At 66.8% G+C, this 26405-nt stretch carries 21 protein-coding genes; 12 read left to right on the top strand and 9 right to left on the bottom strand.

What is annotated here, in order from left to right; translation table 11 throughout:
* The 4 genes from chrA to msrB all read right to left on the bottom strand — a co-directional run bounded on the left by chrA (window position 1) and on the right by msrB (window position 4583).
* Window positions 1–1368 (bottom strand): chromate efflux transporter, encoded by a 1368-nt coding sequence (gene chrA, locus DA1_RS08175; protein ID WP_034392296.1) that lies wholly within the window; start codon window positions 1366–1368, stop codon window positions 1–3.
* A gap of 84 nt (window positions 1369–1452) precedes the next feature.
* Window positions 1453–2202 (bottom strand): peptide-methionine (S)-S-oxide reductase MsrA, encoded by a 750-nt coding sequence (msrA, locus tag DA1_RS08170; RefSeq protein ID WP_034392299.1) that lies wholly within the window; start codon window positions 2200–2202, stop codon window positions 1453–1455.
* Window positions 2203–2236: 34 nt separating this feature from the next.
* The gene (locus DA1_RS08165; protein ID WP_034392302.1) at window positions 2237–4066 is read right to left on the bottom strand and encodes a cytochrome c biogenesis protein DipZ; all 1830 of its coding nucleotides are present in this window, start codon (window positions 4064–4066) and stop codon (window positions 2237–2239) included.
* A gap of 16 nt (window positions 4067–4082) precedes the next feature.
* Window positions 4083–4583 carry a peptide-methionine (R)-S-oxide reductase MsrB gene (gene msrB, locus DA1_RS08160; protein WP_013802950.1) on the bottom strand — a complete coding sequence of 167 codons (501 nt, stop codon included), beginning with the start codon at window positions 4581–4583 and terminating at the stop codon, window positions 4083–4085.
* Window positions 4584–4760: 177 nt separating this feature from the next.
* Here msrB and DA1_RS08155 point away from each other — a divergent pair, with 177 nt between their 5' ends.
* The 6 genes from DA1_RS08155 to DA1_RS08130 all read left to right on the top strand — a co-directional run bounded on the left by DA1_RS08155 (window position 4761) and on the right by DA1_RS08130 (window position 11165).
* Entirely contained in the window at window positions 4761–5477 is a 717-nt protein-coding gene (locus DA1_RS08155; RefSeq protein WP_012204915.1) for a response regulator transcription factor, read from the top strand.
* 1 nt (window position 5478) lies between these two features.
* Window positions 5479–6984 carry a sensor histidine kinase gene (locus DA1_RS08150; protein WP_034392305.1) on the top strand — a complete coding sequence of 502 codons (1506 nt, stop codon included), beginning with the start codon at window positions 5479–5481 and terminating at the stop codon, window positions 6982–6984.
* Window positions 6985–7072: 88 nt separating this feature from the next.
* Window positions 7073–8791, top strand: coding sequence for an FMN-binding glutamate synthase family protein (locus DA1_RS08145; RefSeq protein WP_034398378.1), 1719 nt, complete (start codon window positions 7073–7075; stop codon window positions 8789–8791).
* Between the two features lie 94 nt (window positions 8792–8885).
* Window positions 8886–9164, top strand: a complete 279-nt coding sequence (locus DA1_RS08140; RefSeq protein ID WP_013802944.1) for a hypothetical protein — start codon at window positions 8886–8888, stop codon at window positions 9162–9164.
* A gap of 17 nt (window positions 9165–9181) precedes the next feature.
* Window positions 9182–10855 carry a PepSY-associated TM helix domain-containing protein gene (locus DA1_RS08135; RefSeq protein WP_034392308.1) on the top strand — a complete coding sequence of 558 codons (1674 nt, stop codon included), beginning with the start codon at window positions 9182–9184 and terminating at the stop codon, window positions 10853–10855.
* A complete protein-coding gene (locus tag DA1_RS08130) occupies window positions 10848–11165 on the top strand; it encodes a DUF3325 domain-containing protein (RefSeq protein ID WP_013802942.1) in 318 nt (105 codons plus the stop codon). Before DA1_RS08135 ends, DA1_RS08130 begins: the two co-directional genes overlap by 8 nt.
* A gap of 34 nt (window positions 11166–11199) precedes the next feature.
* On the opposite strand, the gene DA1_RS08125 is transcribed toward DA1_RS08130, so the two are convergent.
* Entirely contained in the window at window positions 11200–13551 is a 2352-nt protein-coding gene (locus DA1_RS08125) for a cadherin-like domain-containing protein (RefSeq protein ID WP_230590756.1), read from the bottom strand.
* Window positions 13552–13904: 353 nt separating this feature from the next.
* Here DA1_RS08125 and DA1_RS08120 point away from each other — a divergent pair, with 353 nt between their 5' ends.
* From DA1_RS08120 to DA1_RS08105, 4 genes are read left to right on the top strand one after another with little or no spacing between them, the layout of a single operon-like run.
* On the top strand, window positions 13905–16205 hold the full coding sequence (locus DA1_RS08120) for an ATP-binding protein (RefSeq protein ID WP_155294203.1): 2301 nt from the start codon (window positions 13905–13907) through the stop codon (window positions 16203–16205).
* A 4-nt stretch (window positions 16206–16209) separates the two neighbouring features.
* Entirely contained in the window at window positions 16210–17421 is a 1212-nt protein-coding gene (locus tag DA1_RS08115) for an EAL domain-containing response regulator (RefSeq protein ID WP_034392311.1), read from the top strand.
* 20 nt (window positions 17422–17441) lie between these two features.
* Window positions 17442–20699 (top strand): hybrid sensor histidine kinase/response regulator, encoded by a 3258-nt coding sequence (locus tag DA1_RS08110; RefSeq protein WP_034392314.1) that lies wholly within the window; start codon window positions 17442–17444, stop codon window positions 20697–20699.
* Between the two features lie 18 nt (window positions 20700–20717).
* Window positions 20718–21371 (top strand): response regulator, encoded by a 654-nt coding sequence (locus tag DA1_RS08105; RefSeq protein WP_034392317.1) that lies wholly within the window; start codon window positions 20718–20720, stop codon window positions 21369–21371.
* Window positions 21372–21396: 25 nt separating this feature from the next.
* Here DA1_RS08105 and DA1_RS08100 read toward each other — a convergent pair whose 3' ends face one another.
* Both DA1_RS08100 and DA1_RS31255 read right to left on the bottom strand, forming a co-directional pair.
* On the bottom strand, window positions 21397–21783 hold the full coding sequence (locus DA1_RS08100) for a hypothetical protein (protein WP_230590757.1): 387 nt from the start codon (window positions 21781–21783) through the stop codon (window positions 21397–21399).
* A complete protein-coding gene (locus tag DA1_RS31255; RefSeq protein WP_221632757.1) occupies window positions 21783–21887 on the bottom strand; it encodes an agmatine deiminase family protein in 105 nt (34 codons plus the stop codon). The genes DA1_RS08100 and DA1_RS31255 overlap by 1 nt, the downstream gene beginning before the upstream one ends.
* Before the next feature lie 262 nt (window positions 21888–22149).
* Here DA1_RS31255 and DA1_RS08095 point away from each other — a divergent pair, with 262 nt between their 5' ends.
* Window positions 22150–24309 carry a methyl-accepting chemotaxis protein gene (locus DA1_RS08095; RefSeq protein ID WP_034392323.1) on the top strand — a complete coding sequence of 720 codons (2160 nt, stop codon included), beginning with the start codon at window positions 22150–22152 and terminating at the stop codon, window positions 24307–24309.
* A gap of 124 nt (window positions 24310–24433) precedes the next feature.
* Window positions 24434–24718, top strand: a complete 285-nt coding sequence (locus DA1_RS08090) for an immunity protein Tsi6 family protein (RefSeq protein WP_034392327.1) — start codon at window positions 24434–24436, stop codon at window positions 24716–24718.
* 39 nt (window positions 24719–24757) lie between these two features.
* Here DA1_RS08090 and DA1_RS31250 read toward each other — a convergent pair whose 3' ends face one another.
* Window positions 24758–24880 (bottom strand): hypothetical protein, encoded by a 123-nt coding sequence (locus DA1_RS31250; RefSeq protein ID WP_255288105.1) that lies wholly within the window; start codon window positions 24878–24880, stop codon window positions 24758–24760.
* A gap of 143 nt (window positions 24881–25023) precedes the next feature.
* Window positions 25024–25977 carry a BRO-N domain-containing protein gene (locus DA1_RS08085; protein ID WP_034392330.1) on the bottom strand — a complete coding sequence of 318 codons (954 nt, stop codon included), beginning with the start codon at window positions 25975–25977 and terminating at the stop codon, window positions 25024–25026.
* Window positions 25978–26405: the final 428 nt, after the last annotated feature.

The following is a 26405-nucleotide window of genomic DNA, read 5'->3' as shown; positions in this document are numbered from 1 at the left end:
CTACCCACCCTGGCGCGCCAGCGTGATCGCCAGGCCGGCCAGCCCCGCGCCGACCACCACGGGGATCACGCCCACCTTCCAGCGCAGCAGCGCGGCCGCCGCAGCCAGGCCCAGCAGTGCGGACGGCCAGTCGAAGGGACCCGCCCAGCCCTGGGGCCACAGCACATGCCAGGCAAAGAACACGGCCAGGTTGGCGATGACGCCCACCACGGCGGCCGTGATGCCCGTCAGCGGCGCGGTGAAGCCCAGCCTGCCATGGGTGGACTCGATGAAGGGGCCGCCCAGCAGGATGAAGGCAAAGGACGGCAAAAAGGTGAAGAAGGTCACGACCAGGGCGGCGGCGGCGCCGGCCGGCAGCAGCGCATCGGGGCCGAACACCTGCGTGCTCCAGCCGCCCAGGAAGCCCACGAAGGACACCACCATGATCAGCGGCCCCGGCGTGGTCTCGCCCAGGGCCAGCCCGTCCATCATCTGCGTGGCCGTGAGCCAGTGGTAGTGGTCCACCGCGCCCTGGTAGAGGTAGGGCAGCACGGCGTAGGCGCCGCCAAAGGTCAGCAGCGCCGCCTTGGTGAAGAACCAGCCCATCTGGGTGAGCGCGCCCTGCCAGCCGAAGGCGGCGGCCAGCAGGCCCAGCGACAGCGCCCACAGCCCCAGGCTGGCCGCCAACACCTGGCTGAAAAAACGCCAGCTGAACCGTGCATGGGCCGGTGTGGGCGTGTCATCGTCGATGACGGCCGGGCCGTGGCTGCCCCCGCGCGGGCCGTGCCCGCCCGCAGGGGAGAAGTGGCGCGGCGTCAGCCTGCCCCCCAGGTAGCCCAGTGCGCCGGCCGCCAGCACGATCAGCGGAAACGGCAGCTTCAACGCGAAGATAGCCACGAAGGCCGCCGCGGCAATGCCCCACAGCCAGCCGTTGCGCAAGGTGCGCGAGCCCACGCGCCAGGCCGCATGCACCACCAGTGCCGTCACGGCCGGCTTGATGCCATAGAAGATGCCGGCAATGGCCGGCACATGGCCGAAGGCCACATAGATCCAGGACAGGGCGATGAGCAGCAGCAGCGAAGGCAGCACGAACAGCCCGCCGGCCACGATGCCGCCCCAGGTGCGGTGCAGCAGCCAGCCGATGTAGGTGGCCAGCTGCTGCGCCTCGGGGCCGGGCAGCAGCATGCAGTAGTTGAGCGCATGCAGGAAGCGCCCCTCCGAGATCCAGCGCCGCCGCTCCACCAGGTCCTCATGCATGATGGCGATCTGCCCGGCCGGCCCGCCAAAGCTGATGCAGCCCAGCTTCAGCCAGTAGCGCAGGGCTTCGGCGCGGGTGGGCGGGAGGGGTGCAGCGGGTGCAGCGGGTGCATCAAGCGAACTGGGAGGCATGCCGCAAATGTCTCATACGGCAGCCGCCGCCGACGCCTGCAGGCACCTGGACCGCACCCGCACCGCACCCGTGCTGCGCAGACGCTACATCTGCCGGGCGGCCTGCTTGACCAGCACCGGCTCGGCGCGGTAGCTGCCCGGGAACAGCTGCTTGAGCTGCTCCACCTTGGGCAGGTCGTTGATGACGATGTAGGGATGGCGCGGGTTCTCCGTCATGAAGTCCTGGTGGTAGTTCTCGGCCGGGAAGAAGCTGGGCTTGTCCTCCAGCCGGGTCACGATGGGCTTGCCGAAGACCTTGGCCGCGTCCAGCTGGGCCACGTAGGCCTGGGCGGTCTTGAGCTGGGCGGCGTCGGTGGCGAAGATGGCCGAGCGGTACTGCGTGCCCGTGTCCGGCCCCTGGCGGTTGAGCTGGGTCGGGTCATGGGCCACGGAAAAGTAGATCTGCAGCAGCTGCCCGTAGCTGACCTGGGCCGGGTCATAGGTGACCTCGACCGACTCCGCATGCCCGGTGCGTCCGCTGCTCACCGCCGAATACGAGGCCTGGGCCGCCGTGCCGCCGCTGTAGCCCGAGACGGCGCGCTGCACGCCCTTGACATGCTGGAACACGCCTTGCACGCCCCAGAAGCAGCCGCCCGCAAAGATGGCTTTCTGCGGCCCCTGGCCCGTGGCGGGCGCATCCTGCGCGGGTGGCGGAATGCGCACGGCCTGCTCGGCCGCCTGCAGGTTGCTGCCCTGCCACAGCAGGGCGCCGCCCAGCAGCACGGCGCTGCCGGTCAGCAGTTGGAGAAGGCCGCGGCGCCGGGGTGCGGTGGCGAGGGTGGAATCGTTGGTCATGGTGTCTCTCCGGTGAAAGTGAAGTGGCCAGGGATCAGCCAAAGGTGAAGGCATAGGCGGAGATGCCGGGGTCCAGGAATTCGATGCTGAAGGTGCGTTCGGCTGCGCCGCCGTCCTGGCGCACCAGTTGGTACAGGCGCTGCTCGGTCACGCTGCCGCTGCCGTCGGCGGCCACGTCCATGCCGCGCGAGGCGCCGGGCGCCTTGCCGTCGATCAGCACCTTGAAGCGCACGGGCTTGCCATCGCTGCCGGGGCCCAGCACCAGGTGCAGGTCGCGTGCCTGGAAGCGGTAGGTGATGCGACCGGTGGCGCCGTCCAGCGTGGCGCTTTCCGGGCCCACCGTCCATTGGCCGCTCAGGCCCCAGGCGTTCAGCGGCAGGCGCTCGGGCGTGGCATAGGCGGTGGCCTGGTTGTGCACGGCGGCTGGCGTGGCGGCAAATTGCTCGGCGCGCTCATAGCCCAGGTAGGTCTCGTGCGAGCGCACGGCTGCCATGTCGGCTGCCTGCTGCACGCCCTTGGCCTGCACGTCGATCAGGCCCTGGTCCACCTGCTTCGATCCGGCTTCCTGCAGCAGTTGCTGGATCACGCGCTCGGACTCGGCATAGCCGCCTTCGCCAAAGTGGTGGTGCCGGATGCGGCCCTGGGCATCAATGAAGTAGTGCGCCGGCCAGTATTGGTTGTTGAAGGCGCGCCAGATCTTGTAGCCGTTGTCCACGGCCACGGGGTAGCTGATGCCCAGGTCCTTGATGGCCTTTTCCACGTTGGACAGCTTGCGCTCGAAGGCGAACTCCGGCGCATGCACGCCCACCACCACCAGGCCCTGGTCGCGGTACTTCTCGGCCCAGGCCTTCACATAGGGCAGGGTGCGCAGGCAGTTGATGCAGGAGTAGGTCCAGAAATCCACCAGCACCACCTTGCCGCGCAGTTGTTCGGCCGTCAGCGGGGTGGAGTTGAGCCAGTCGGTGGCGCCGTCCAGCGCAGGGGCCAGCCCTTCGTCCGGCAGGGCGGCGCGGGACGGGCCACCGGCCATGCGCATGGCGCCGCCTGCGGCCATCATGGCCGGGCCAGCACCGGAGCCCCTGTCCACGGCGGCCATCATGGCGGGACCAGCCTGCATGGCCATGGCGCCACCCTCGGGCCTGCCGCTCAGGCGGTCCACCAGCCTTTGCTCCAGGCCGCCGGTGGAGGCCGTGGACACTTGCGCCAGCACGCCCGTGTCCAGCCCCAGCGCAATCGCGCCCACGCCGGCCAGCATGGCTGCGCCCAGCCCGCGCCGCACCCATTCGCCCGCGCCCAGCATGCGCTTGAGCGCCGCAAACACCTTGCCGCCCAGCAGCAGGGCCGCCGCCATGGAGGTGGCCGCACCGGCCGCATAGGCCAGCAGCAGCAGGCTGGAGGTGGTGTTGGCGCCCTGCAGTGCGGCGCCCGTGAGGATCAGGCCCAGGATGGGGCCGGCGCAGGGCGCCCACAGCAGGCCCGTGGCCACGCCCAGCAGCAGCGAGGCGCCGGGGCGGGCGCCGCCGTCCGTGCCCTGGGCACGCTCGGACAGGCGCGAGCCCGCCGCCACCAGCGGCCGCGTCAGCCGCTCGGACAGGCCGGGCCACAGCAGGGTCAGCGCAAACACGGCGACCAGGCCCAGGGCCAGCCAGCGGCCGTATTCATTGGCGGCCACCACCCAGCCGCCGCCCACGGCGGCCAGCGAGGCCACCAGGGCGAAGGTCAGCGCCATGCCCGCCAGCAGCGGCAGGCCGCTTTTGGCGAATGGCTGGTCGGCGCGTGCAAAGACGAAGGGCAGCACCGGCAGGATGCAGGGGCTGACGATGGTCAGCACCCCGCCCAGATAGGCCAGGACGATCAGCAGCATGGCGTGGCTCCCGGGTTCAGGCAGGCTGGGGCGTGAACGTCAGCGACAGCCCGTTCATGCAGTAGCGCAGGCCCGTGGGCTTGGGGCCGTCGTCGAAGACATGGCCCAGGTGGCCGCCGCAGCGGCGGCAATGCACCTCGGTGCGCAGCATGCCGTAGGTGCGGTCCTGGCGCGTGGCCACGGCCTTGTCCAGCGGCTGCCAGAAGCTGGGCCAGCCGGTGCCGCTGTCGAACTTGGTCTTGGACGAGAACAGCGGCAGCGCGCATCCCGCGCAGGCAAAGGTGCCGGCGCGGTGCTCCTTGTTCAGGGGGCTGGTGCCGGCGCGCTCCGTGCCTTCCTTGCGCAGGATCTGGTACTGCTCGGGCGTGAGCCGGGCACGCCACTCGGCGTCGCTGTAGCTCACCTCGAAGATTTCGCTGGAGGCGGCGGCCGGTGCGCGGCGCGGGAACAGGCTGGCCGCCAGCACGGCGGTGGTGCCGGCGCCTGCAGTCCACAGAAGATGGCGTCTGGTGGTCATGGTGTGCTCCTGAAGGTTCTTTGCGTCTGAAAACGATGCGATGCCAGTCAGGTTAGGGCGGCGGCCTCCCGAAGTCTTCACGCAGAGTTCAAAGATTCGTGATAACTCCCGGTCCCGGTATTGCGCACAATGGCAGCCACTCCCGCCACTCCCGCCACTTCCAGGAAACCGCATCCGATGACCGCCACGCGCCGCGTACTTCTCGTCGAGGACGACGCCCATATCGCCGACCTGCTCACGCTGCACCTGCGCGACGAAGGCCTGGAAGTCATGCACTGCGCGCGTGGCGACGACGGCCTGCGCCAACTGGAGCGCGGCGGCTGGGACGCGCTGGTGCTGGACATCATGCTGCCCGGCGTGGACGGCCTGGAGATCTGCCGCCGCGCCCGCGCCATGGCGCGCTACACGCCCATCATCATCATCAGCGCGCGCTCCAGCGAGGTGCAGCGCATCCTGGGCCTGGAGATCGGCGCCGACGACTACCTGGCCAAGCCGTTTTCCGTGCTGGAACTGGTGGCGCGCGTCAAGGCGCTGCTGCGCCGCGTGGAGGCGCTGGCCCAGAATGCGCGTCTGGAGTCCGGCAGCCTGACCATCGCCGGCCTGGCCATGGACCCCGTGGCGCGCGATGCCCGGCTTCATGGTGCCCGGCTGGACCTGACCCCGCGCGAGTTCGACCTGCTGTACTTCTTTGCGCGCCAGCCCGGCAAGGTGTTCTCGCGCATGGACCTGCTCAACGCCGTCTGGGGCTACCAGCACGAGGGTTACGAGCACACCGTCAACACCCACATCAACCGCCTGCGCGCCAAGATCGAGGCCGACCCGGCCCAGCCCGCGCGCATCCTCACCGTCTGGGGGCGCGGCTACAAGTTCGCCGAGGCGGGGGAGGGCGCCTGACATGAAGCTGCGCCTGACACTGACCCAGCGCCTGTCCCTGGTCTTTGCCGTGCTGCTGCTGGTGTGCAGCGGCACCTCGGCCTGGATGCAGCTGCGCGCAAGCCGCATGCACGAGCTGGAAGTGGTGCAGGGCCTGTCGCGCGATGTGGCCGAAAGCATTGCGCGCGACGCCCAGCTGACCGACGCCAACGGCCTCATGCCTGGCGCCGTGCGCAGCTTCTTCAACCAGCTCATGCTGGTCAACCCCAGCGTGGAGGTCTACCTGCTGGATGCCGACGGCCGCATTGCCGGCCATGCCGCCCCCGACGGCCGCGTGCGCCGCGAGCGCGTGGACCTGGCGCCCGTGCACCGGCTGCTGGAAGGCGGCACGCTGCCCATCCTGGGCGACGACCCGCGCAGCGTCGAAGGCCGCAAGGTCTTCAGCGCGGCGCCGCTGCGCGTCAACGGCAAGGACGTGGGCTTCATCTACGTGGTGCTGCAGGGCGAGGCGCATGACCAGCTGGTGGCGCAGGGCTCGGCCAACTCGGTGCTCAGCACGGCGCTGTGGTCCATCGGCATGGTGGCGCTGCTGTGCCTGGTGGCGGGCCTGGTGGCCTTTGCGCTGATCACGCGGCCGCTGCGCCGGCTCACCGAAGAGGTGGCCGGCTTCGACATCCATGGCGCGCCCCCGGACCTGCCGGCCCCCCAGCCCGGCGCCGCACAGGACAGCCGTGACGAGATCGCCGTGCTGGACTCGGCCTACCGCCGCATGGTGGCGCGCATCGGCGAGCAGTGGCGGGCGCTCACGCGCCAGGACCAGGAGCGGCGCGAACTCATCGCCAACGTCTCGCACGACCTGCGCACGCCGCTGTCGTCCCTGCACGGCTACCTGGAAACGCTGTTGCTCAAGGACGCCGTGCTCGACGCCACCGAACGCCGCCGCTACCTGGGCATTGCCCTGGCCCAGAGCCAGAAGGTGGGTGAGCTGGCGCAAAGCCTGTTTGAGCTGGCGCGCCTGGAATACGGCTTTGTCCAGCCCGAGCCGGAGCCGTTTTCCATGCCCGACCTGGTGCAGGACGTGTTCCAGAAATTCGAGCTGCGTGCCGAGGCGCGCCAGGTGGCACTGCGGGCCGACTTCCCGCCCCGCCTGCCCGTCGTCCAGGCCGACTTGGGCATGATCGAGCGCGTGCTGGGCAACCTGCTGGACAACGCACTGCGCCACACGCCCGGCGGCGGCAGCATCCAGGTGGCGCTGGCGGCAGCGGGCAACGCCGTCGAAGTCACCGTGGCCGACACCGGCCCCGGCATCTCGGCCGATCTGCGCGAAGGCCTGTTCGAGCGGCCCTTCACCGTAGGCGGCGCCCGCCGCGGCGGCGGCCTGGGCCTGCGCATCGTCCACCGCATGCTGGAGCTGCACGGCTGCCGCATCGAACTGGTGGACCAACCGGGGCAGGGGGCGAGCTTCCGGTTCGTGCTGCCGGCGGCCGCGCAGGCAACGGGCGCCGGCGCCCGGCCGCGCCAGGGCTGACGCGCATCGTGGGTTACCCTTGTGCACAGCGCGCCCTCGACGGCGCGGCATGCACAAGATCGTCAACACGCCCCCAAGGACCCACGCCATGTCAACGTCTGCCTCCCCGGTTCATCGCCTGCCCGCATGGGTGCCGCTGCGCTACACCACGTTCTGCCTGAGCCTGGTCGGCAGCGCGGGGCTGCTGGTGGCGGCGCTGGTGTGGGGAGGGCTGTGGTGGTGGCTGGGCTTTGGCGTGTGCGCCGCGCTGGCGCTGCTGGGCGTGCGCGACATGACCCAGGTGCGCCATTCGGTGCTGCGCAACTACCCCATCATCGGTCACCTGCGGTTTCTGCTGGAGTTCATCCGGCCAGAGATGCGGCAGTACTTCATCGAGTCCGACCATGAGGCGCTGCCGTTCTCGCGCGCCCAGCGCTCCCTGGTCTACCAGCGCGCCAAGGGCGATCCGGACAGCCGCCCCTTGGGCACGCAGCTCAATGTCACGGCCCAGGGCTATGAATGGGTGAACCATTCCATGCAGCCCACCAAGCTGGCCTCGCATGACTTCCGCATCACCATCGGCTGTGCCGATGAAGGCACCTCGCCCTGCACCCAGCCCTACAGCGCCAGCATCTTCAACATCTCGGCCATGAGCTTCGGCGCGCTGTCGGCCAATGCCATCCTGGCGCTGAACAAGGGCGCGAAGATGGGCGGCTTTGCGCACGACACGGGCGAGGGCTCCATCAGCCAGCACCACCGCGTGCACGGCGGCGACCTGATCTGGGAGGTGGCCTCGGGCTACTTCGGCTGCCGCAACGACGATGGCAGCTTCAACGAAGAAAAATTCATCGCCAACGCCACCGACCCGCAGGTCAAGCTCATTGAGATCAAGCTCAGCCAGGGCGCCAAGCCCGGCCACGGCGGCATGCTGCTGGGCGCCAAGGTCACCCCTGAGATCGCCGCCGCGCGCGGCGTGCCCGTGGGGGTGGACTGCATCAGCCCGTCCAGCCACAGCGCCTTCAAGACACCGGTGGAGATGATGCATTTCATCGCCCGCCTGCGCGAGAAGTCGGGCGGCAAGCCCACGGGGTTCAAGTTCTGCGTTGGCCATCCCTGGGAGTGGTTCGCCATCGTCAAAGCCATGCAGGAGACGGACATCACGCCGGATTTCATCGTGGTCGATGGCGCCGAGGGCGGCACGGGCGCGGCGCCGGTGGAGTTCACCGACCACGTGGGCGTGCCGCTGCAGGAAGGGCTGCTGCTGGTGCACAACACGCTGATCGGCGTGGGCCTGCGCCACCGCATCAAGATCGGCGCGGCCGGCAAGGTGATCACGGCCTTCGACATCGCGCGCATGATGGCGCTGGGCGCCGACTGGTGCAACGCCGGGCGCGGCTTCATGATGGCCCTGGGCTGCATTCAGGCGCAGAACTGCCACACCGGCCACTGCCCCACGGGCGTGGCCACGCAGGACGCGGCGCGCCAGAAGGCCCTGGTCGTGCCCGACAAGGCCACGCGCGTGGCCAACTTCCATGACAAGACCCTGCATGCGCTGCAGGAGCTGGTGCAGGCGGCGGGCCTGGAGCACCCCTGCGACATCACGGCCCACCACATCGTGCGGCGCATCTCCGACACCGAGGTGCGCCAGCTCGCCAACCTGGTCCTGCGCGTGGAGCCCGGCGCGCTGCTGGGGCCGCTGGACAAGCAGCACAACGTGTTCAAGCTCTACTGGCCGGGCGCCAGCGCCCACACCTTCCAGTTCGCGCCGCCCACGCTCAAGCCTTCTGCGCCGCAGGCCAAGGCGCACGCGGCAGGCCAGGCTGCATAGAGGCGCCACAGACCACAGCCGATTACAGGTTTTAACAACCCTCGGGGATAATGCGCCCCGAGAACTTGGTGCACAACTGTATTTTTCTGTGTAAATGAAAACTATTTTGGTTCGCATTGCGGCTGCCGTCTTCGGCGGCTATGCCTTCACCTGGGGCTTCATCGCCCTGGGCGTGGTGCTGATGTTTGCCGCCGGAATGGAGTTCCACGATGCCGAGCATCTGGGCTACATCCTCGGCTTCCTGGTGTTTCTGACGGTGTTTCTCTGGGCCTTTGCGGCACAGAGCCTCCCGCGCGTCTGGGCCGTGCTGGCCGGTGGCGGCATTGTCATGACCGGCTGCGCATCGCTGCTCCAGCAGATGCTGCTGCCCTGATCCGGAGATCGCTTCCCATGTTCCAGAATTTCCGCCTTTCCATGGCCTGGCTGCACACCTGGTTCGGGCTGGTGCTCGGCTTCGTGCTCATGGCCGCCTTCTTCTTTGGCGCGCTGTCGGTGTTCGACCGCGAGATCGACCGCTGGGCCATTCCGGCTTCGCGCTTCGAGCCCACGCCCATGCCCTCGTACGACCAGATCCTCAAGCCGGTCTTCGAGTCCATGCAGCCCAATGCCCAGGCGCGCGAGGCCATGCGCGGCGAGGTCAACGGCCCGCTGCCCGAGCGCTTCGACACGCCCCAGCGCTGGGGCGCCTACACCACGCACCGCGACCCGGTGCTGGGCCTGTTTGCCGGCTACGAGGTGGCCAACGCCAAGAAGCCCGAGACCCTGATCTGGGCCATGCGCACCATCGACCCGCGCAATGGCGAGTCCCTGCCGGACGACCACCTCAAGATCGGCAGCCAGTTCTTCTACCCGCTGCACTACAGCCTGACGCTCAACTGGATGGGCCTTGGCTACTGGATCGTGGGCTTTGCCGCACTCATCATGCTGGTGGCCCTGGTCAGCGGCGTGGTCATGCACCGCAAGATCTTCCGCGAGCTGTTCACCTTCCGCCCGAAGAAGGCCACCCAGCGCAGCGTGCTGGACCTGCACAACATGACGGGCGTGGTGGCGCTGCCCTTCCACTTCTTCTTCGCCTTCACGGGGCTGGTGATCTTTGCGGGCATCTACTTCCCCATCACCCACACCCAGCTGGAGCCGCTGCACGAGCTGCACGAAAAAATGGAGGCCGAGGAAACCGGCCTGCCGCACGACCGCGCCGGCGTGGCCGCGCCCGTGGCCTCGGTGGACGCCATGGTGGCCGAGGCGCAGCGCCGCTGGGCCGCCAAGGGCATGGCCGGCGACGTGGGTTTCCTGTCCGTCACCCATGTGGGCGATGCCAATGGCTACGTCAGCGTCTACCGCGCCGGCACCGACCGCATCGCGCTCACGGGCGAGGGCATCCACTTCAAGGCCAGCACCGGCGCGCTGCTGCGCGAAGACCCGCCGCGCACGGCCGTGGACAGCCTCAACACCTTCCTCACCGGCCTGCACCTGCAGCACTTCCGCCACTGGCTGCTGCGCTGGCTGTACGTGCTCGGTGGCCTGGCCGGCTGCGCCTGCATTGCCACCGGCTTTGTCTTCTTCGTGGAAAAGCGCAAGAAGCAGCACGCCAAACAGGGCGTGCAGGGTGCGCGCGTGGTCGATGCCCTGGCCGTCACCACCGTCACCGGCATGCTGGTGGCCGCCCTGGGCATGCTGATTTCCAACCGCCTGCTGCCCGAGGCCATGCCCCAGGGCTGGCCGGGCCGGGGCGACATGGAGCGCTATTTCTTCTGGGCCGCCTGGCTGCTGGCCATGCTCCACGCCTTTGTGCGCAGCGCCCCCGTGGCCCAAGGCCTGCCCAATCCCGCCTGGCGCGAGCAGTGCTGGGCCGTGGCCGCCATGGCCGTCACGGCCGTGCTGCTGAACTGGCTGACCACGGGCGACCACCTGTTCAAGACCCTGGGCGCGGGCTACTGGCCCGTGGCCGGCGTGGACCTGTTCATGCTGGCCAGCGCCGTGCTGGCCGTGGTGGTTGCGCGCAAGCTCAAGACGCGCGCCGTGCCCGCCATGCTCTCGCGCGCCGCGGAGGTGGCCCATGTCTGAGGGACTGATGGACGCACTGCTGCTGGCCGCCGCCTTTGCCGCCTCGCTGGCCGGCATGGGCTGGTTTGCGCTGGCCAAGGACGTGCACTGGGAGCAGGTGCACGGCGACATGCCCCAGCCCGATGGCAAGGTCAGGCTGCTGCGCTGGCTGGGCGCCTCAGGCCTGGCCGCCTCGCTGGGACTGTGCTTGGCGGTGGACCATGCCTCCATGGCCTCCCTGGTCTGGATCATGACGCTGGCCGCTGCCGCCCTGGCCATTGCCTTCACCCTGACCTGGCGGCCGAGCTGGCTGCGCTGGCTGCCGGCCTGACGTTTGCGCGGGGACCTCTGCGCTCGCCGCAGGCTCAGGCCTGCCTTTTCCTCATCCTGCGGCTGGCCAGATAGGCCATGCCGCACAGCAGCGCCAGCATGCCGCCCTTGCCCAGGCCGGGAACGGCCTGGACATTTCCGGGGCCGGGACCGGGTCCTGGGTCCGTGCCCGGACCGGGATCGGTGCCCGGGCCGGGATCGGGAGGATCGGCAGCGACCACCTCGATGGACACGGCTGCCGGTGCGGCAGCGCTCTGGTGCCCGTCGGATACCGTGAAGGCGAAGGTATCGGGCCCGGAGTAGCCGGCCGCCGGCGTGTAGACCAGCGCGCCCGTCTGGGGATCGAAGCCGCTGATGACGCCATGGGCGGGGCCGGCGGTGATCTCGAAGCGCAGCGGGTCCGACTCGAAGTCCGTGCCGGCAAGGGTGATGGACAGCGCCGTATCCTGCGGCGTCGTGACGGCTTGCGGCAGCGCCACGGGGGCGGCGTTGGCCGCCATCGCGTTGGAAAAGCGCGAGGTGTCGCCGGTGGAAATCCGGGTGGCGGTCGCCGTGACAGCGGCCTGGTCGCCCGGGGGCATGGCGCCCTTGAACACCAAAGGCGCATGGCCGGATGCATCGGTGGTCACGGTCTGCGAGCCCAGCAGAACCTTGCCGGCGGCGCGCTCCACCAGCCCGTCGGGCAGCCTGGGCGTCGAGAAATACTCGATGCGCATGCTCTCGTTGGCGACGCTGTCCAGCGTGCCGGACAGGCCGTCGGGCGTCACCGTGAGCAGCACCGGATCGGCAGGATCTCCGTTGGCCAGGCTGGTTCGTGCGATGCCTCCCTCGGTATTGCCGTAGATGGCATTGCCGAGCATGGAGACGCCCTTGACTTCGTCCCCCCGCAATCCCACGCCGAACAGCCTGTTGTGCGCAATCACGTTGGCATGTGCCGCGTCGTCACCGCCGACCAGGGTGTCATGGGCCTTCTGGAAAAAGGAAACGCCTTCCCCATTGGGCAAGGCGGTTCCCTGGGGACTGACGCCCACGTAGTTGCCCTGCACGAGGTTGTTCTTGCCGGCGCCCTGGAACTGTATGCCGGACGCCTTGCTGCCACCGACGATGTTTCCGCGCACGGTCACCTCGTCCGAATCCTTGATGACGATGCCCCATTGATTGGGCAGCATGGTGCTGGCATCCAGGCTGGTTCCCACGATATTCCCGGCAATCAGGGTATTCGAGTTGCGTGCGGCGTAGTTTCCATTCAATTCAATGGCCGTTTCCTTGTTTCCGGCAACCAGGTTGCCGTCTTCAGGGCCTGTGCCAATGCGATGTCCGCCTTCCGGCGAAAAGAATACGGCAATGCCTGGCCCATTGTTGGCAATCATGGCCGTGCCGGCTGCATTGGTCCCGACACGGTTGCGGGTCACCAGCGTGTGCGAGCCGGAAATGGAAATCCCGGATGAACCACCGGTTTCCCTGACATTGCCGGAGACGAGGTTGCTGTCGATCAGCGTGCCGGTAAATTCGGATGCCACGCTGATGCCGTTTCCCTGGTTTCCCAGCGCCACATTGCCGGTGATATCGGTGCCTATGTAATTTCCCTGAATGATGTTTTCTGTACCGACGCCCGGCCAGGAAAGCCATATTCCGGAATTTTCCGCCGCGGAAATGACATTTCGTCCGCCAATATCCAGATTACCGATGCGGTTGCGGTTGCCGGAGTTGACAAGGATGTTGCTGCGATTACCCATGGCGACCGTTCCCGATGCGTCAACGCCTATATGGCAGCCCAGCACGGTGTTGCCGTCGCCTGTCACCGCCAGGGCCGTGTTGAAGCCGCCTATCGCCAGACCCCGCACCGTGATGGCGCCTGCCAGCTCGAGCCCTGTACCGAACTCGGAGCTGCCTGCCTGCAGCGTGATCAGGGGGCGGCGTGGCAAGTGGTCCTCATAGCCGGGTTGCGTGCTGGCGTCCACCGTCAGCGATGTGGCCGGTGCAATGGGCTGCATGAGGCTGCCATTCCAGTTGCTTTGGGTGACGATGGTCTGCTCTCCCCCCGCACCGATGCTGAACTCGATGCGGTTGTCGCCCCCTTTGTTGCGGTTGGCGTTGGCGTAGGTGATGGCGTCGCGCAGGGAGCAGGGTCCCAGGCCGGTGCTGGCGCACGGGCCGCTTGCGTCGGCGGCGCTGTCCACCACGACGGTCCATGCATGGGCCGTGGCGACACAGCCTTGCAAGAGCAACGCCAGGGCGAGCAGGCGCAGTGGCCTGCTTGCCGGCCTGATAGTGAATCGTCGCCTGTATATCCTCATTGCCATTTTTACTTCCCCTGAAATGGGCTGCCGAAACGCATTCTGGATATTGCGCAATACAGGACGTGAAATAGCGCTGGCATTCTGCATGCGCGACGTCTGTGTGCAATATCACAGGGGTGGTCAGAAACGGAGCAGCCTTTGTCGATGAATCAATCCGGCAATGATCTCCAGGGCATCGGAATATTGGTTTAAGAATTTTCTTAAAGTGACAGGAATTATGGCATCTTCAAAGAGAGTTGACGATTTTCCGATGGCGGATCGATGCTTGAAATCGCTCTTTGGCGAGGCGGCGTGCAAGAGGTTTCAGTATTAAGAAAATTCTTAGACCAAATTCTCCTTTTGATTCCTAAGATTTGGCAATGCGCCAGTTTCAAGCTCTCTTGTTTTCTTCCAGATCGATACAACACAGGCTGTGCCTGCCCCTGGCACGGCGTGATTTGATGGCATTTGCACTGGCGATCATGGCCATGCTGGCCTGTGCCGGTCACGGCGGCAGGGACGACACCGCCCCGGCGACGCCATCGCGCAGCCTGGGCCATGTGCCCGTGCGAGACATTCAGTTGTTTTTCATGGACCGATGTTTCCTGCTGCTGGACGCTGCGGTGGGGGCCACGCACGCAGCCATCCACACGCAAGCCGGTTATGCCTGGCCGTGGCGCGCCAGCGCAGCGCAGGGCCAGCCCGGGCCGCTCCATTCACTGATGCAGGCAGGCCGGGCGCTTCCCGAATCCCTGTTGCTGCGCAAATCCGCGAACAACGCCGGATGGCTTGCAGACCGCTGGGAGCCCGCGCGGCAGCTGGTCAGGGCCCATGTCTGGCTGCTGCTGGGGTCCGTGTCGCTGGGACTTGCCTTCATGGCTGCACTTGCATGGTGCGTGCGCCGGCTGCGCCGCGGCGTGCCGGCTTCGGCCTGGAGCCGGGCAGGCGCCTGCGCCGCCGGTGATGCGCTCTGCCGAAAGCTGCTGGACACGGCACCCGTGGGCCTGGCGCTGGTGCGGTGCAGCGATCGCAGCCTGCTGCTGTCCAACGGACTGGCGCGGCAGTGGGTGTGCAGTGATTCTTCGTGGTTCGAGCATGCCGTTGCCGAGGGCGCGCAGGAAGGCCGGCGCGAGCTGGTGCTGGGAGACGGTCGGCTGGTGGAGGTCAGCACCACGCACACCAGCCACGCAGGCGAGCCGGTGGTTTTTTGCCTGGTCAGCGATGTGACGGCGCTCAGGCAGGCGCAGGCAGCGCTGGTCGATGCCAAGCTGCGCGCCGAATCGGCCAGCCAGGCCAAGACGCAGTTTCTGGCCACCATGAGCCATGAAATACGGACGCCGCTCTTTGGCATCCTGGGAACGCTGGAGCTGCTGGCGCTGTCCAGGGCTCCTTCCGAACAGACCCGCTACCTGGGGGCCATGCAGCAGGCGTCGGCCTCCTTGCTGCGCATCGTCAACGACAGCCTGGACCTGTCGGCCATCGAGGCGGGCCGGCTGCAACTGGAGGCCCATGCGTTCTCGGCCACCGAACTGCTCGACAGCGTGGCCGCGGGCCTGCTGTCGCGTGCCGAGCAAAAGGGGCTGCAGCTGTATGCCGTCTCCGATGTGAAAACGCCGCCCCTGCTGGTGGGCGATGCCTTGCGGCTGCGGCAGATCCTGGACAACCTGGTGGGCAATGCCATCAAGTTCACGTTCTCCGGCCATGTGGCCATCCGCCTGCAGGTCATGGGCGACAGCGAGGAAGGCACCGACCTGCGGTTCCAGGTGCAGGACACGGGCATTGGCATCGATCCGGAGCAGCAGCCCTTCCTGTTCGACCCGTACTTCCGTGCCCATGCGGCCACGCAGCGGCAGGTCCAGGGCGCGGGCCTGGGACTGTCCATCTGCCTGCGCCTCAGCCAGGAGATGGGCGGGCGGCTGACGGCCGCCAGCCAGCCGGGACTGGGGACCTGCGTGTCATTCGAGCTGCGCCTGCCGCGCGAAAGCGCGGCAGGCTATGAGGCAGTGCCCAGCCTGTTGCCGCACACCGTCTACGTGGATGGCGCCATTCCGGAAGTCGTGCACAACCTGTGCGCCTGGCTGCGGCATTGGGGCGCCATGGCCCAGCCCTACCGGGAGCAGGTGCAGGGCTCCAATGAACAGGCGGTACTGGTGCAAGCCTGGCCACGGTCGGTGCGCCGTCCGCAATGGACGGGCAAATGCGTTCTGGCGCTGGCGCCGGGCGAGGTTCCCCGCGAAACCCTGCAGGCCCGTGTGTGGGAAACCAGCATGCCTGGCGTGCTGGCCGTGGGCCAGGCGCTGGGCATGGCCCAGCAGGGCATTGCGCCGGGCGCGCGCCCTGACCTGTACGCCGCCGTTCCCCAGGTCCACGAGCCGATGGGGCTGAGTGTGCTCATCGTCGAGGATAACCCCATCAACAGAATCATCCTGCGAGAGCAACTGCAGGTGCTGGGCTGCGAGGTCCAGCAGGCCAGCAATGGACAGGACGCGCTGTCCATGCCCGGCCTGCTCGAATTCGACGCCGTTCTCACCGACCTGCACATGCCGCTGCTGGACGGCCTGGCCCTGGCGCGTGCGCTCAGAAAGCGTGGCTACGGCCGCCCGATCGTCGGGCTGACGGCCAATGCCCAGCCGCAAGGGCAGACGCAGGCGCAAGGGCAGGGCGACGGACTGCCGGCCGGCTTCGACAGCCTGCTGTGCAAGCCATTCACGTTGGCGGTGCTGCGCACCACCCTGAACCACATCAAGCAATGCAGGACCTGATCCCATGCTGTCGACATTCAAAGTACTCATTCTTGACGACCACGCCCTGTGCTGCGAGCACACGCGCAGCCTGCTCATGGAGGCGGGAATCGTGGACACGCACATTGCCTGCAACGCACGCGATGCCCTGCAAATGCTGCGCGATGGCGGATTCCACCTCGTCATCACCGACCTGAAAATGCCCGACATGGACGGCCTGCAGTTCATCAATGAACTGAGCCAGCGCGGCCTGCATCCCATGCTCGTCATATCCAGCTCCTGCTCGCGCCGGTTGATGAACAGTGTCAGTCTCATGGCCAAGGAGTCCGGCTTTTCCGTCATCGGGATGTTTCAAAAGCCGTTCGGTGCGGACCATGTCCAGGTCCTGGCCAGCCAACTCAGGTCCTTGCGTGCCTACGAGAGGAAAAGCGCTCCAGGCATCAAGGAACGGCCGATTTTCGCCAAGGCACACCTGATCCAGGCGCTGGAGGAGAAAACCATACAGGCCTGGTTCCAGCCCAAGAAATCCCTGCTCACGGGCCACACCGTCGGTGTGGAAGCGCTGGCACGCTGGAACGATCGGCAGTTCGGCTTCATGATGCCGGGCTCGTTCATGTCCGCCATCCGGTTCCATGGCCTGGACCATGCCTTGCTGGTGCGCATGATGGAAGACGCCATGGCAGCGCACCTGGCCTGGCGCAGTGCCGGACATGTCGTGCCTGTGTCCGTCAACTTGCCGATACCGTTGCTGGACGATATCGGGCTGCCGGATGAGTTGCACGACATGGCGGCCCGGTGCGGCATCGCTGCGGAGAACATCACGTTCGAGCTGCTGGAGGACCAGGCCGTCGGCATACCCGCCAACTACTACATGTGCGCGAGCCGCCTGCGGCTCAAAGGCTTCGGCCTGGCCCAGGATGACTACGGGCGGGGTTACAGCTCGATGTACAGCCTCATCTCCACGCCCTTCACCGAATTGAAGATAGACCGGGCCTTCGTGGCCGGCGCCGCAGGTGACGAGGTGCGCACTGCGGCCTTGACGTCGTCGGTGCAGCTGGGGCGGCAACTGGGCCTGACGGTGACGGCGGAAGGGGTGGAGACCACCCAGGACCTGGAGTTGCTGCGCAGCATCGGATGCGATTGCGTGCAGGGATATCTGCTGTCCGCCGCGGTGCCCGCCAGCGAATTTGCCCTTATGCTGGCATCCGAACCCCGACACCAAGGCAACCCCACCTGACCCAAGCACGCAAGGCGTCCATGCCCGACTCCCCGTTCAGCAAGATCACACGCACCACACGCTGGCAGAACCGGGTACTGTTTGGAGTGCTTCCCCTTGCGATCTTCCTCATCGCCGTGCTGCTGTGGGGCTCTGAGAGGATCTTCGAGCAGGAGCAGGGCCGCCTGGCCTTGAACTTCTCCGCCATCGTCGGCTCGCTCGACGAGCAGGAGATCTTTCTTCGGCGGCTCAAGGGCCGCAACGAGTCCTGGAAAGCGCTGCCGGACCAGAGAGTCGCCACCATCGTCGACGTACCCGCACCTGCGCAGGCGGACTACCGCATGTTCCGTGGCCGCGAGGCCATCGGCGGCATTCCCTTTTCACTGCAATGCTCTGCGCGCGCGGCCTGCGACACGCTCCCGGACCGGCTTTTCTCGCTGGGCAGCTCCCTGGCCGCGGGCTATTCCTCCTTCTGGGCAGGCTCCTACTTCCCGGCAGCCGCGGCATTCTTCACCAAGGAGGACGGGGCGATCAGCATCGGCGTGCCGGCCATCGACGTGCCCATCGGCAATGAGAGCGTCACGCAGGAAATGTTCGACAGCACGATTGCCGCCGTCAAGGCGCATCTGCGGGCCAGGGCCGCCGATGCCCGGCCGGGCGCCGGCTCCACGCCACCGGCGCAGGAGATCGTCTGGTTCCGGTCGCCCCAGTTCCCGGAAAAGATGATCGGCATGGTCGCAGCCGGCTTTTCAAGCCATATCGATGCCGGCGACGAAGCCGCCACAAGCCCGATCTACGCCGCCATCCTTTTCAGCCGCCAGCGCATCAGCGCGATAGAAAGATCCATCCATACGCTGCCCAGGCATCTTTTCTGGCTGGAGCACCGGGATTTCGGCGTGCTCATGGGCACCGGCCCGGTGCCGCAGGTGGACGAGGCGGGGATGCGGTACACGCGCAATGGCCTGATCCTCAAGACCGAGGATGCCTCCGGCCGGTGGACCGGCTACTACCAGGTGGACTACGCCACCTTTTTCCAGGGCCGGCTGTTCGCGCCCTCTGCCGGCCTGGTGCTGGCCCTGCTGCTGAGCCTGCTGGCCGGTATTGCCTATACCCGCTGGTTCAACCGCAAGGTGATTGCGCCTGCCCAGGAAGCGCAGCGGGTCATCGTCGAGAGCAATCAATTCAACAGGACGCTGATCGAAACCGCCCCCGTGGCTGTCTGCCTTGTCGCCTACGGCAGTGGAAAGATCATCTTCAGCAACTCGCTGGTGCAGGAGTGGCTGCACTCGGCCGATGGCTACCTGCGCCCCGGCTCGCCGGAAAACAGGGCAGCGCTGGATGAAATTGTCCACGCCAGGGCCGCAGGAACCATGGAGCAGCTGGTCACCGCGCAGGGCCGAACGCTTTACGTGGCCTACGCGCCCACCCGCTACCTGGGCCAGGATGTGACGCTGTGCGTGTTTGCCGACGTCAGTGCGCGCGCAGAAATCGAGAGCAATCTGGAGCGGGCAAGAATCGCGGCGGACGAGGCCAACGAGGCAAAGTCCACCTTTCTGGCGACCATGAGCCACGAGATCCGCACGCCGCTGTATGGCGCGCTGGGCACGCTGGAACTGCTGGGCCTGACCGAGCTCACGCAGTTGCAGCGCAAGTATGTGGACCGTATCGAAGCCTCCTCGTCCATCTTGCTGCAGATCATCAGCGACATCCTGGACACCAGCAAGATCGAGGCGGGCCAGTTGCAACTGGAAAAGGCCCCGTTCAATCCCCGGGAGCTGGTGCAAAACTGCACCAGCTCCTATGCCGCCATGGCGCAGCAAAACGGCTTGCTGCTGTTTTCCTGCGTGGACGCGCAGGTGCCCGAGTCGGTGCTGGGCGATGCGGTGCGCATCCGCCAGATCCTGGGCAATCTCATCAGCAATGCCATCAAGTTCACGGAGGCCGGCCATGTGATCGTCCGCCTGCGCAGCGTGCCGGGCACGGCCTCGCAGGTCCGGCTGGTGTTCGAGGTCTGCGACACGGGCGTGGGCATAGAAAAATCCCTGCATGGCGAGCTCTTCACACCCTTTTATCTCGTCAAGAACAGCAGCCGCACTGCCCGTGGAGCGGGCCTGGGCCTGTCCATCTGCTGGAGCCTGGCCCGGATGATGTCCAGCTCCATCGAGGTCTGGAGCGAGCCCGGCCTGGGCAGCCGGTTCTGGTTCGAGCTGGGGCTGGAGACCGTCGCGCAGGAGGAGGAGGCGCCCGAGCTCAAGGGTGCCCGCATCGCGGTGCGCACTCCCCACCCGGAACTGACGGACAACATCTGTGCCTGGCTGCGGCGCTGGGGCGGCCAGGCCCGCGCGGCGGCAGCCGCCCCGGTGGCGGCCCATGACGATGAGCTGCTGCTGGACGCCCTGTTGCCGGCGGACAGCCCCGCGCCCGGATGGATGGGGCCGCACCTGAACCTTTCCTCGCCGGACAACCGGGGCATCGACGGGCACAACGTTATGAGCATCGGCTTGGGCATTGCGCAAGTGCTCGGCGGCGCACAGCGCTCGGCCGGCTCCGGCTCCGATCTGCCCCTGTTCGACCTGCGCGTGCTGGTCGCCGAGGACAATCCCGTCAACCAGGTGACGCTGCGCGGCCAGCTCGAGAGCCTGGGCTGCGAAGTCACGGTCGCCGACGACGGGGAGGAGGCGCTGGCGCTGTGGGACATCAGCCCGCACGATCTGGTGCTGACGGACGTGAACATGCCCTACCTCAACGGCTACGAACTGGCGGAGCGGCTGCGCTCGGAGGGCGTTGCCTGCCCCATCGTCGGCGTGACCGCCAATGCCATGCTGGACGAGGAAAACCGCTGCCTGGATGCCGGCATGAATGCCTGGCTGGTCAAGCCTATCCAGTTGCGCACGCTGGTCCGCACCCTGGAGAAGTTCGCGCCGAAAAAGCGGCTCCGTCCGGCGCCTGCCCAGGCCGGTACCCCGGCGGGGGATACCCCGCAGCCTGCGGCCCTGTCGGAGCCCAACGTGCTGCAGACGCACCGGCAGGTCTTCGTACAGTGCATGAACGACGACATCGCAATGCTGGCCCGTGGCCTGGAGGAGCGCCGGCCCGACCTGGCCGCGCAGGCGCTGCATCGCATGCGCGGCGCCTTGCTGCTGGCCAGGATGCACGAGCTTGCCGCGCGCACCCAGTCGCTGGAGGACCAGCTCCCGAACGGCACCCGGGAGCCCGGCCTGCAGGCCGGGCTGTCAGTCCTGCTGGACGACCTCTTGGCCGACCTTCGCGCCATGATGGCGCAATTGCCCCAGCCCTAACCCTTTGCTTGCGATCCCATGAAACTGAAACTGCGCATTGCTGTCGTGGACGACCACGCCGTGGTCCTGCTTGGCGTCAAGGACTTCCTGGAGCAGGACCCCAATCTCCAGGTCGTGGCCACGTTCAGCACGCCATCGTCCTTGATGCAATACGCCAGATCGAACCCCCTGGACGTGGTTCTGACCGACTACTCCATGCCGGGCGACGATGTCTATGGCGATGGCCTGCGCTACGTGGACTATCTGATACGCCACTTCCCGGACATCAAGGTGCTGGTGCTGACGACCGTCTCCAATCCCATGATCATCTCGGCCCTGTATGACGCCGGCGTCGCCGGTGTGCTGCTCAAGGAAGAGCCGCTCACCCAGATCATGGCGGCGCTGCAGTGTGTCCGCCTCAATGCCCGCTACTATTCGCCCTCATTCCAGGCCGACACGCCCAGGCAGGAGCGGTCCGTTTTCCTGGCCGAGCGCGCCAACAGCCTCTCGCCGCGCGAGTTCGAAGTTCTCAGGCATTTCGCCAATGGCGAGTCCATCACCGAAATCGCCGCACGGCTGCGGCGCAGCGTCAAGACCGTCAGCCTCCAGAAGAACTCCGCCATGCGCAAGCTGAACGTGGACAGCAACCAGGACCTGGCGGCCTTCTGCGCCGAGCACCATCTCTTCGACTGACCGGCCTGCGGGCTGCACAAGCCGGTCACCCTTTTAGCGCCTGGCCTTGCGCCGGGCCGCCGTCCTCGATGTCCCCCTCACCCAGGGGATAGTACGGTTCGGACGGCATCAGGCGAAACCCCAGAAGTGCCCCGCGCCGGCTTGTCTTCATCGCCAGGGGCGCCTGGCAATGCACGCAGTCATAGTTCACGAAATTGGCGTCCTGCTCCAGTGAGTAAAAGCGGAACCTCAGTCCGGGGTGGGGCGTTGACAGGCTCGTATTGCTCAGCAATTCGTAGCACGGGTCGCACAGTTTCTGGGACGTTCTCTTTGGCTGCATTTCTGGAAAAAACGGATCGATATACCGCTCTCCAGTCTTGCCCGGCCTTGCGCCGCCAAGGCTAAGACGATTCTTATTGCCGTAGGCGCGCATCAACGCGGCTGCTGCTGTGTCGTGCAGTGGATGCCGCCACCCTCCAACGCCAGCTCGGTCTCCAGGTAGCGCACGTTGGCGGCTTCGGTGACAAAGCCCGCCACCTCGGCATCGTTGTCATGCGCCTGTTTGTGCCCCAGCCGTTCTGGCGGGCGTTGGCCGAAGCCTGCGGCGATGGCCGGACGCTGTCATTGCAACACTTGGTTACTTCCTTGACCCATCTCAAATCCCGCATGCGGCAGCGTCGATACGCTTCGGCCCATGAATCACCAGGGCTTGACTTTGGTCAGCATGGCTTGGCACGCAGGCATTCCCCGCCTGTGCGCGCACAACAGCGGCGCACAACGCCGCACAGGAGATGCATCAATGCACATCGGTCAACGTTTCTGGCGCCGCCAAGGATTGGGCGCAAAGCTGTCACTCACCAATTTTGTCTGGGTCGCCGCCATCCTGGCGCTGCTGGTGCTGGGCATTGCCTGGGATGTGAGCAAGTCCCTGCAGAAAAAAATGCACAACGAGATGCAGCAGGGCGTCCAGATGCTGCACAACTTCGTCGAGTCCACCGACAAGGAACTGCGCCAGCGCACCCAGTTCCTGGCCGACAGCCTGGCGCGCAGCCTGCAGGGAACGCTCAGCCTGGACACCAGCGGCGGCGAACCCGTGCTGAGCCTGGACGGCCAGCCGCTCAACGGCAACGATGCGCACCTGCAGGCCTTCACGCGCAGCACCGGCGCCGTGGCCACGGTGTTTGCGGCCCAGGGGCAGGGCGACTTCGTGCGCATTGCCACCACGCTCAAAAACGAGAAAGGCGACCAGAGCGCGGCCGTGCTGGGCAGCCGGCTGGACCGCGCCCATCCCGCCTACGCCGCCATCCAGGCCGGCCAAAGCTACATGGGCCTGGCCCACCTGTTCGGCCGCCAGTACATGACGCAATACCGCCCGCTCAAGGACGCCTCCGGCGCCACCGTGGGCATCGCCTTCGTGGGCCAGGACTTCTCGCAACTGCTGGAGCACTTCAAGGACTCCATCCGCGCGCTCAAGGTGGGCCAGACCGGCTACTACTACGTGCTCAATGCCGAAGACGGCCCCCAGCGCGGCCAACTGGTCGTGCATCCCGCCCTGGAAGGCCAGAACATGAGCGATTCCAAGGACGGCGATGGCCGCTTCTTCATCCGCGACATGCTGGACCGCAAGCAGGGCAGCATGGCCTATCCCTGGACCAATCCGGGCGAAACCCAGGCCCGCGACAAGCTGGTCGTCTTCAGCCAATACGCACCCTGGAACTGGGTCATTGCCACCAGCGCCTACGTGGACGAAGCCGTGTCCGAGACCCGCAGCCTGGTCCTGCAGTTCGCCCTCATGGGCCTGGGCGCCGTGCTGCTGCTGTCGGCGGCATGGTTCTGGCTCATCCGCCGCATGATCGTGCGCCCCTTGAAGCAGGCCAGCCACATGGCCTACGCCATTGCCGATGGCGACCTGACCGTGCGCATCGCCAGCGACCGCCAGGATGAAATCGGCCACCTGCTGGAAGCCATGAACACCACCAGCACGGGCCTGACGCGCGTGGTCGGCAGCGTGAACGAACAGGCCCACAGCGTGGCCCTGGCCAGCGCGGAAATCGCCCAGGGCAACCAGGACCTGGCCGCCCGCACCGAAAGCGAAGCCAGCGCGCTGGAGCAGACCGCCGCCGCCATGGAGGAGCTGGGCTCCACCGTGGCCCACAACGCAGACCACGCGCAATCGGCCGACCGCATTACGCGCGAGGCCCAGCGCGTCGTCACCGAAGGCGGGCAGGCCGTGCGCAAGGTCGTGCAGACCATGCAGGGCATAGACGCCAGCAGCAAGAAGATCGCCGACATCATCGGCGTCATTGACTCCATTGCCTTCCAGACCAACATCCTCGCCCTCAACGCCGCCGTGGAAGCGGCCCGGGCGGGCGAGCATGGCCGGGGCTTTGCCGTGGTGGCCGAGGAAGTGCGCGCCCTGGCAGGCCGCAGCGCCGAGGCCGCCAAGGAAATCAAGCAGCTCATCAGCCACAGCGTGGCCGAAATCCACACCGGCAACCAGGAGGCCGCGTTTGCCGGGGAAACCATGGAGCAGGCCATGGAGGAAATCCGCAAGGTCACCCAGCTCATCTCGGACATCAGCCACGCCAGCGCCGAGCAAAACAGCGGCGTCGCCCAGGTGGCCGAGGCCATCACCCACATCGACCAGACCACGCAGAAAAACGCGGCCCTGGTCGAGGAAATGGCCGGCGCCGCCGCAGGCCTGCGCCACCAGTCCGATCAACTGGTGCGCGTGGTCTCGGTCTTCAGGCTGCCGGGCGGCAGCGGTGCGCCGCTGCAGACTGCGGCCCGCGCAGCGAGCGCCGCGCCAACAACCAGCGACGCAATCCACCGTGCCCCGGCGCTGGCGCCCAGCGCTGCCGCGGCCAAGCCCGCAGCCCCGGCGGCCCCGGCAAAAACGGCCGCCGCCAAGCCCGTCGCCATGGCCTCCACGGCCGATGACGACTGGGACAGTTTCTGAGAGTCACCGGGTGAGGCCAGGGGAGCATGGAGGCCCTGAAGCCCCTGGCTCCAGCGGCCCGCCCTCTCAGGCCCGCGGCGCTCTGGCATGCTCTGCAGCCACTCCATGAACCGGTTGAATCCCATTGACGCCCCTTGAATACATCGATCGCGCCCTGGCGCTGGTGGCCCAACGTGCCCTGGCCCTGCCAGGTCACGATGTCTTCCAACACCTGGCGCAACAGCTGCAATACGTGCGTGCGGTGCTGCTGGACCGGGGCCTGGATCGCTCCAGGCTGCACCAGATCACCATCGGCAGCGTTGCGGTCAAGGAGTTCGACGAGACCGATCCAGAGCTGGCCCGTGCCCTGAAGGATGCGCACCACGTGGCCGTGCAGACCGGGCGCGGGCTGAAGATCGATTTGCCCTGAGCGCGCTCCAGCAACGGAAATGGCGGGGGCAGTTGGGCGCTACGCCAGCGGAGTCTCGAAGACCATCCGGCCCAGGCGACTCTTGACGATGTAGCTGTTGCCGCTGATCTCGGCGGTCTTGAAAGAGTCGCGCCGGTCAATGAAGCCGGGCACATCGCTCATCCACAGTTTTTGCGGGGTGCTCTGGCCTGCCCTGGTCACTTCGCAATACCAGGCTTCACCCACTTCGGAATCAAGGCGCCGGAACACTTCCCGGCCAGCCGCTGGCCACTCCTGGGGTAAAGGAGTGGCATTTGACGCCCGCGTCAGTCGTGCCGCGCCATCAGGTCACGGCGGCGGCGCTCGTAGTAATGCCGCTGGCACTCGGCCGCCTCCTGCCAGGCCTGCCTGTCGATGGCCTCCTGCACATGATCCGGCAGCGGCCGGGGCGCAGCCGCAGTCGCCAGCATGGCCTCCATGCCCTCCAGCGGCGCAAAGCCCAGGCAGGGCAGCTCGAACGGCAGCGCGGGCTCCTGCGCATTGGCCAGAATGGCCCCCAGCGCCCAACGTGCCATGCGGTCAAAGAACCCGTCAGGGTGCCCATGGTTCCAGTACCGCGCCATCTCCGGCCCCGCAAACCGCATGGCGTCATAGGCATGCCTGGGGTTGTGGCGGGCCAGCTCCACCACCTCGCTGAACCAGATCTCTCCAATCCCGTAGTGCTCATGCCCGCTGTTCACGCGCGGCGGCACAAACCACTGAATGCGCTCCCCCTTCGCATTGCGCCGTGTGAAAGACAGGTCATCGCAGGTGCGGATGCGGCGGAAGACCTTGGGCGCAGGCCCCGGGATCAGGCTCTGGGGCGGGTGCCTGGCATCGCGCCTGGGCCGGGTCTTGTACTTGGGTTTGCTGTCTTTGGCCGGGGCATCCTTGGCGCCCAGCATCTTGCGCTGCACCCAGCGCCTGAAGCGCTTGGCTTCAGGTGAGGGGCTGGCCTGGATCAGTGCATGCAAGCCGTCCGCGTTGACGGCCGCCAAGGCTTCGCGCCTGGGCTTGCGGCCGGGCTCGCTGGCAAGGCGGACGGTGCAGCGCTGGTCGTCAGCGAGCTTGCCGGTGGTCAGCTTGTGGCGGGAGATTCCCAGGGCGGTGAACACATCCTTGGCCAGGAACCAGATCACGCCGTTCTTGGAGAACGTGCGGATCGGGATGTCGCCGAAGTGGAGGGTTTGGGGGGTGATGTCGTCTGCGGGGACGGCACGGGAGGGGGATCGCAAAGCCATGAATGGCCTCCTATGTCAACACGGTCATAGGGTTGCCCGTCTGTCTTTGCCGCAATGGCTTTGTGCAGCGGCGGGCAGCCCGGCCATAAACAAGACTTGCCCTGGATTGCAAGGCAAGACAAAGCGTATGGACGAAACGCCACTGACTTTCGGGAGTGACTTCCGCCTATGAAGGTGTGTTGAGCACCGGGGGGATCGTAGCAGGTGTGGGCGTGCGGGAGCTGCCCAAAGCGGTTACGTAGGGGTGCTGGATGGAGGGGGCAGGGACGTGTTGAATGAGGGGCTTTGCAGTGAATTGCGAGGGCAACGTCACCTGTTTTGCTTTCTTCGCAGATCAGTTGTTCAAGGCCTGTGTGTCAGCAGTAGGCCACCGCAGACGTTTGAACGACGGCTTCAGGCTGATCTGAGACATTCTCAGTCGTCTGCTC

It is taken from the genome of Delftia acidovorans NBRC 14950 (assembly GCF_001598795.1).
Taxonomy (GTDB): Bacteria; Pseudomonadota; Gammaproteobacteria; order Burkholderiales; family Burkholderiaceae_C; genus Comamonas; species Comamonas acidovorans.
Note: the sequence above shows the minus strand (reverse complement) of the source record. Positions and strands in the feature narration are given on the sequence as shown.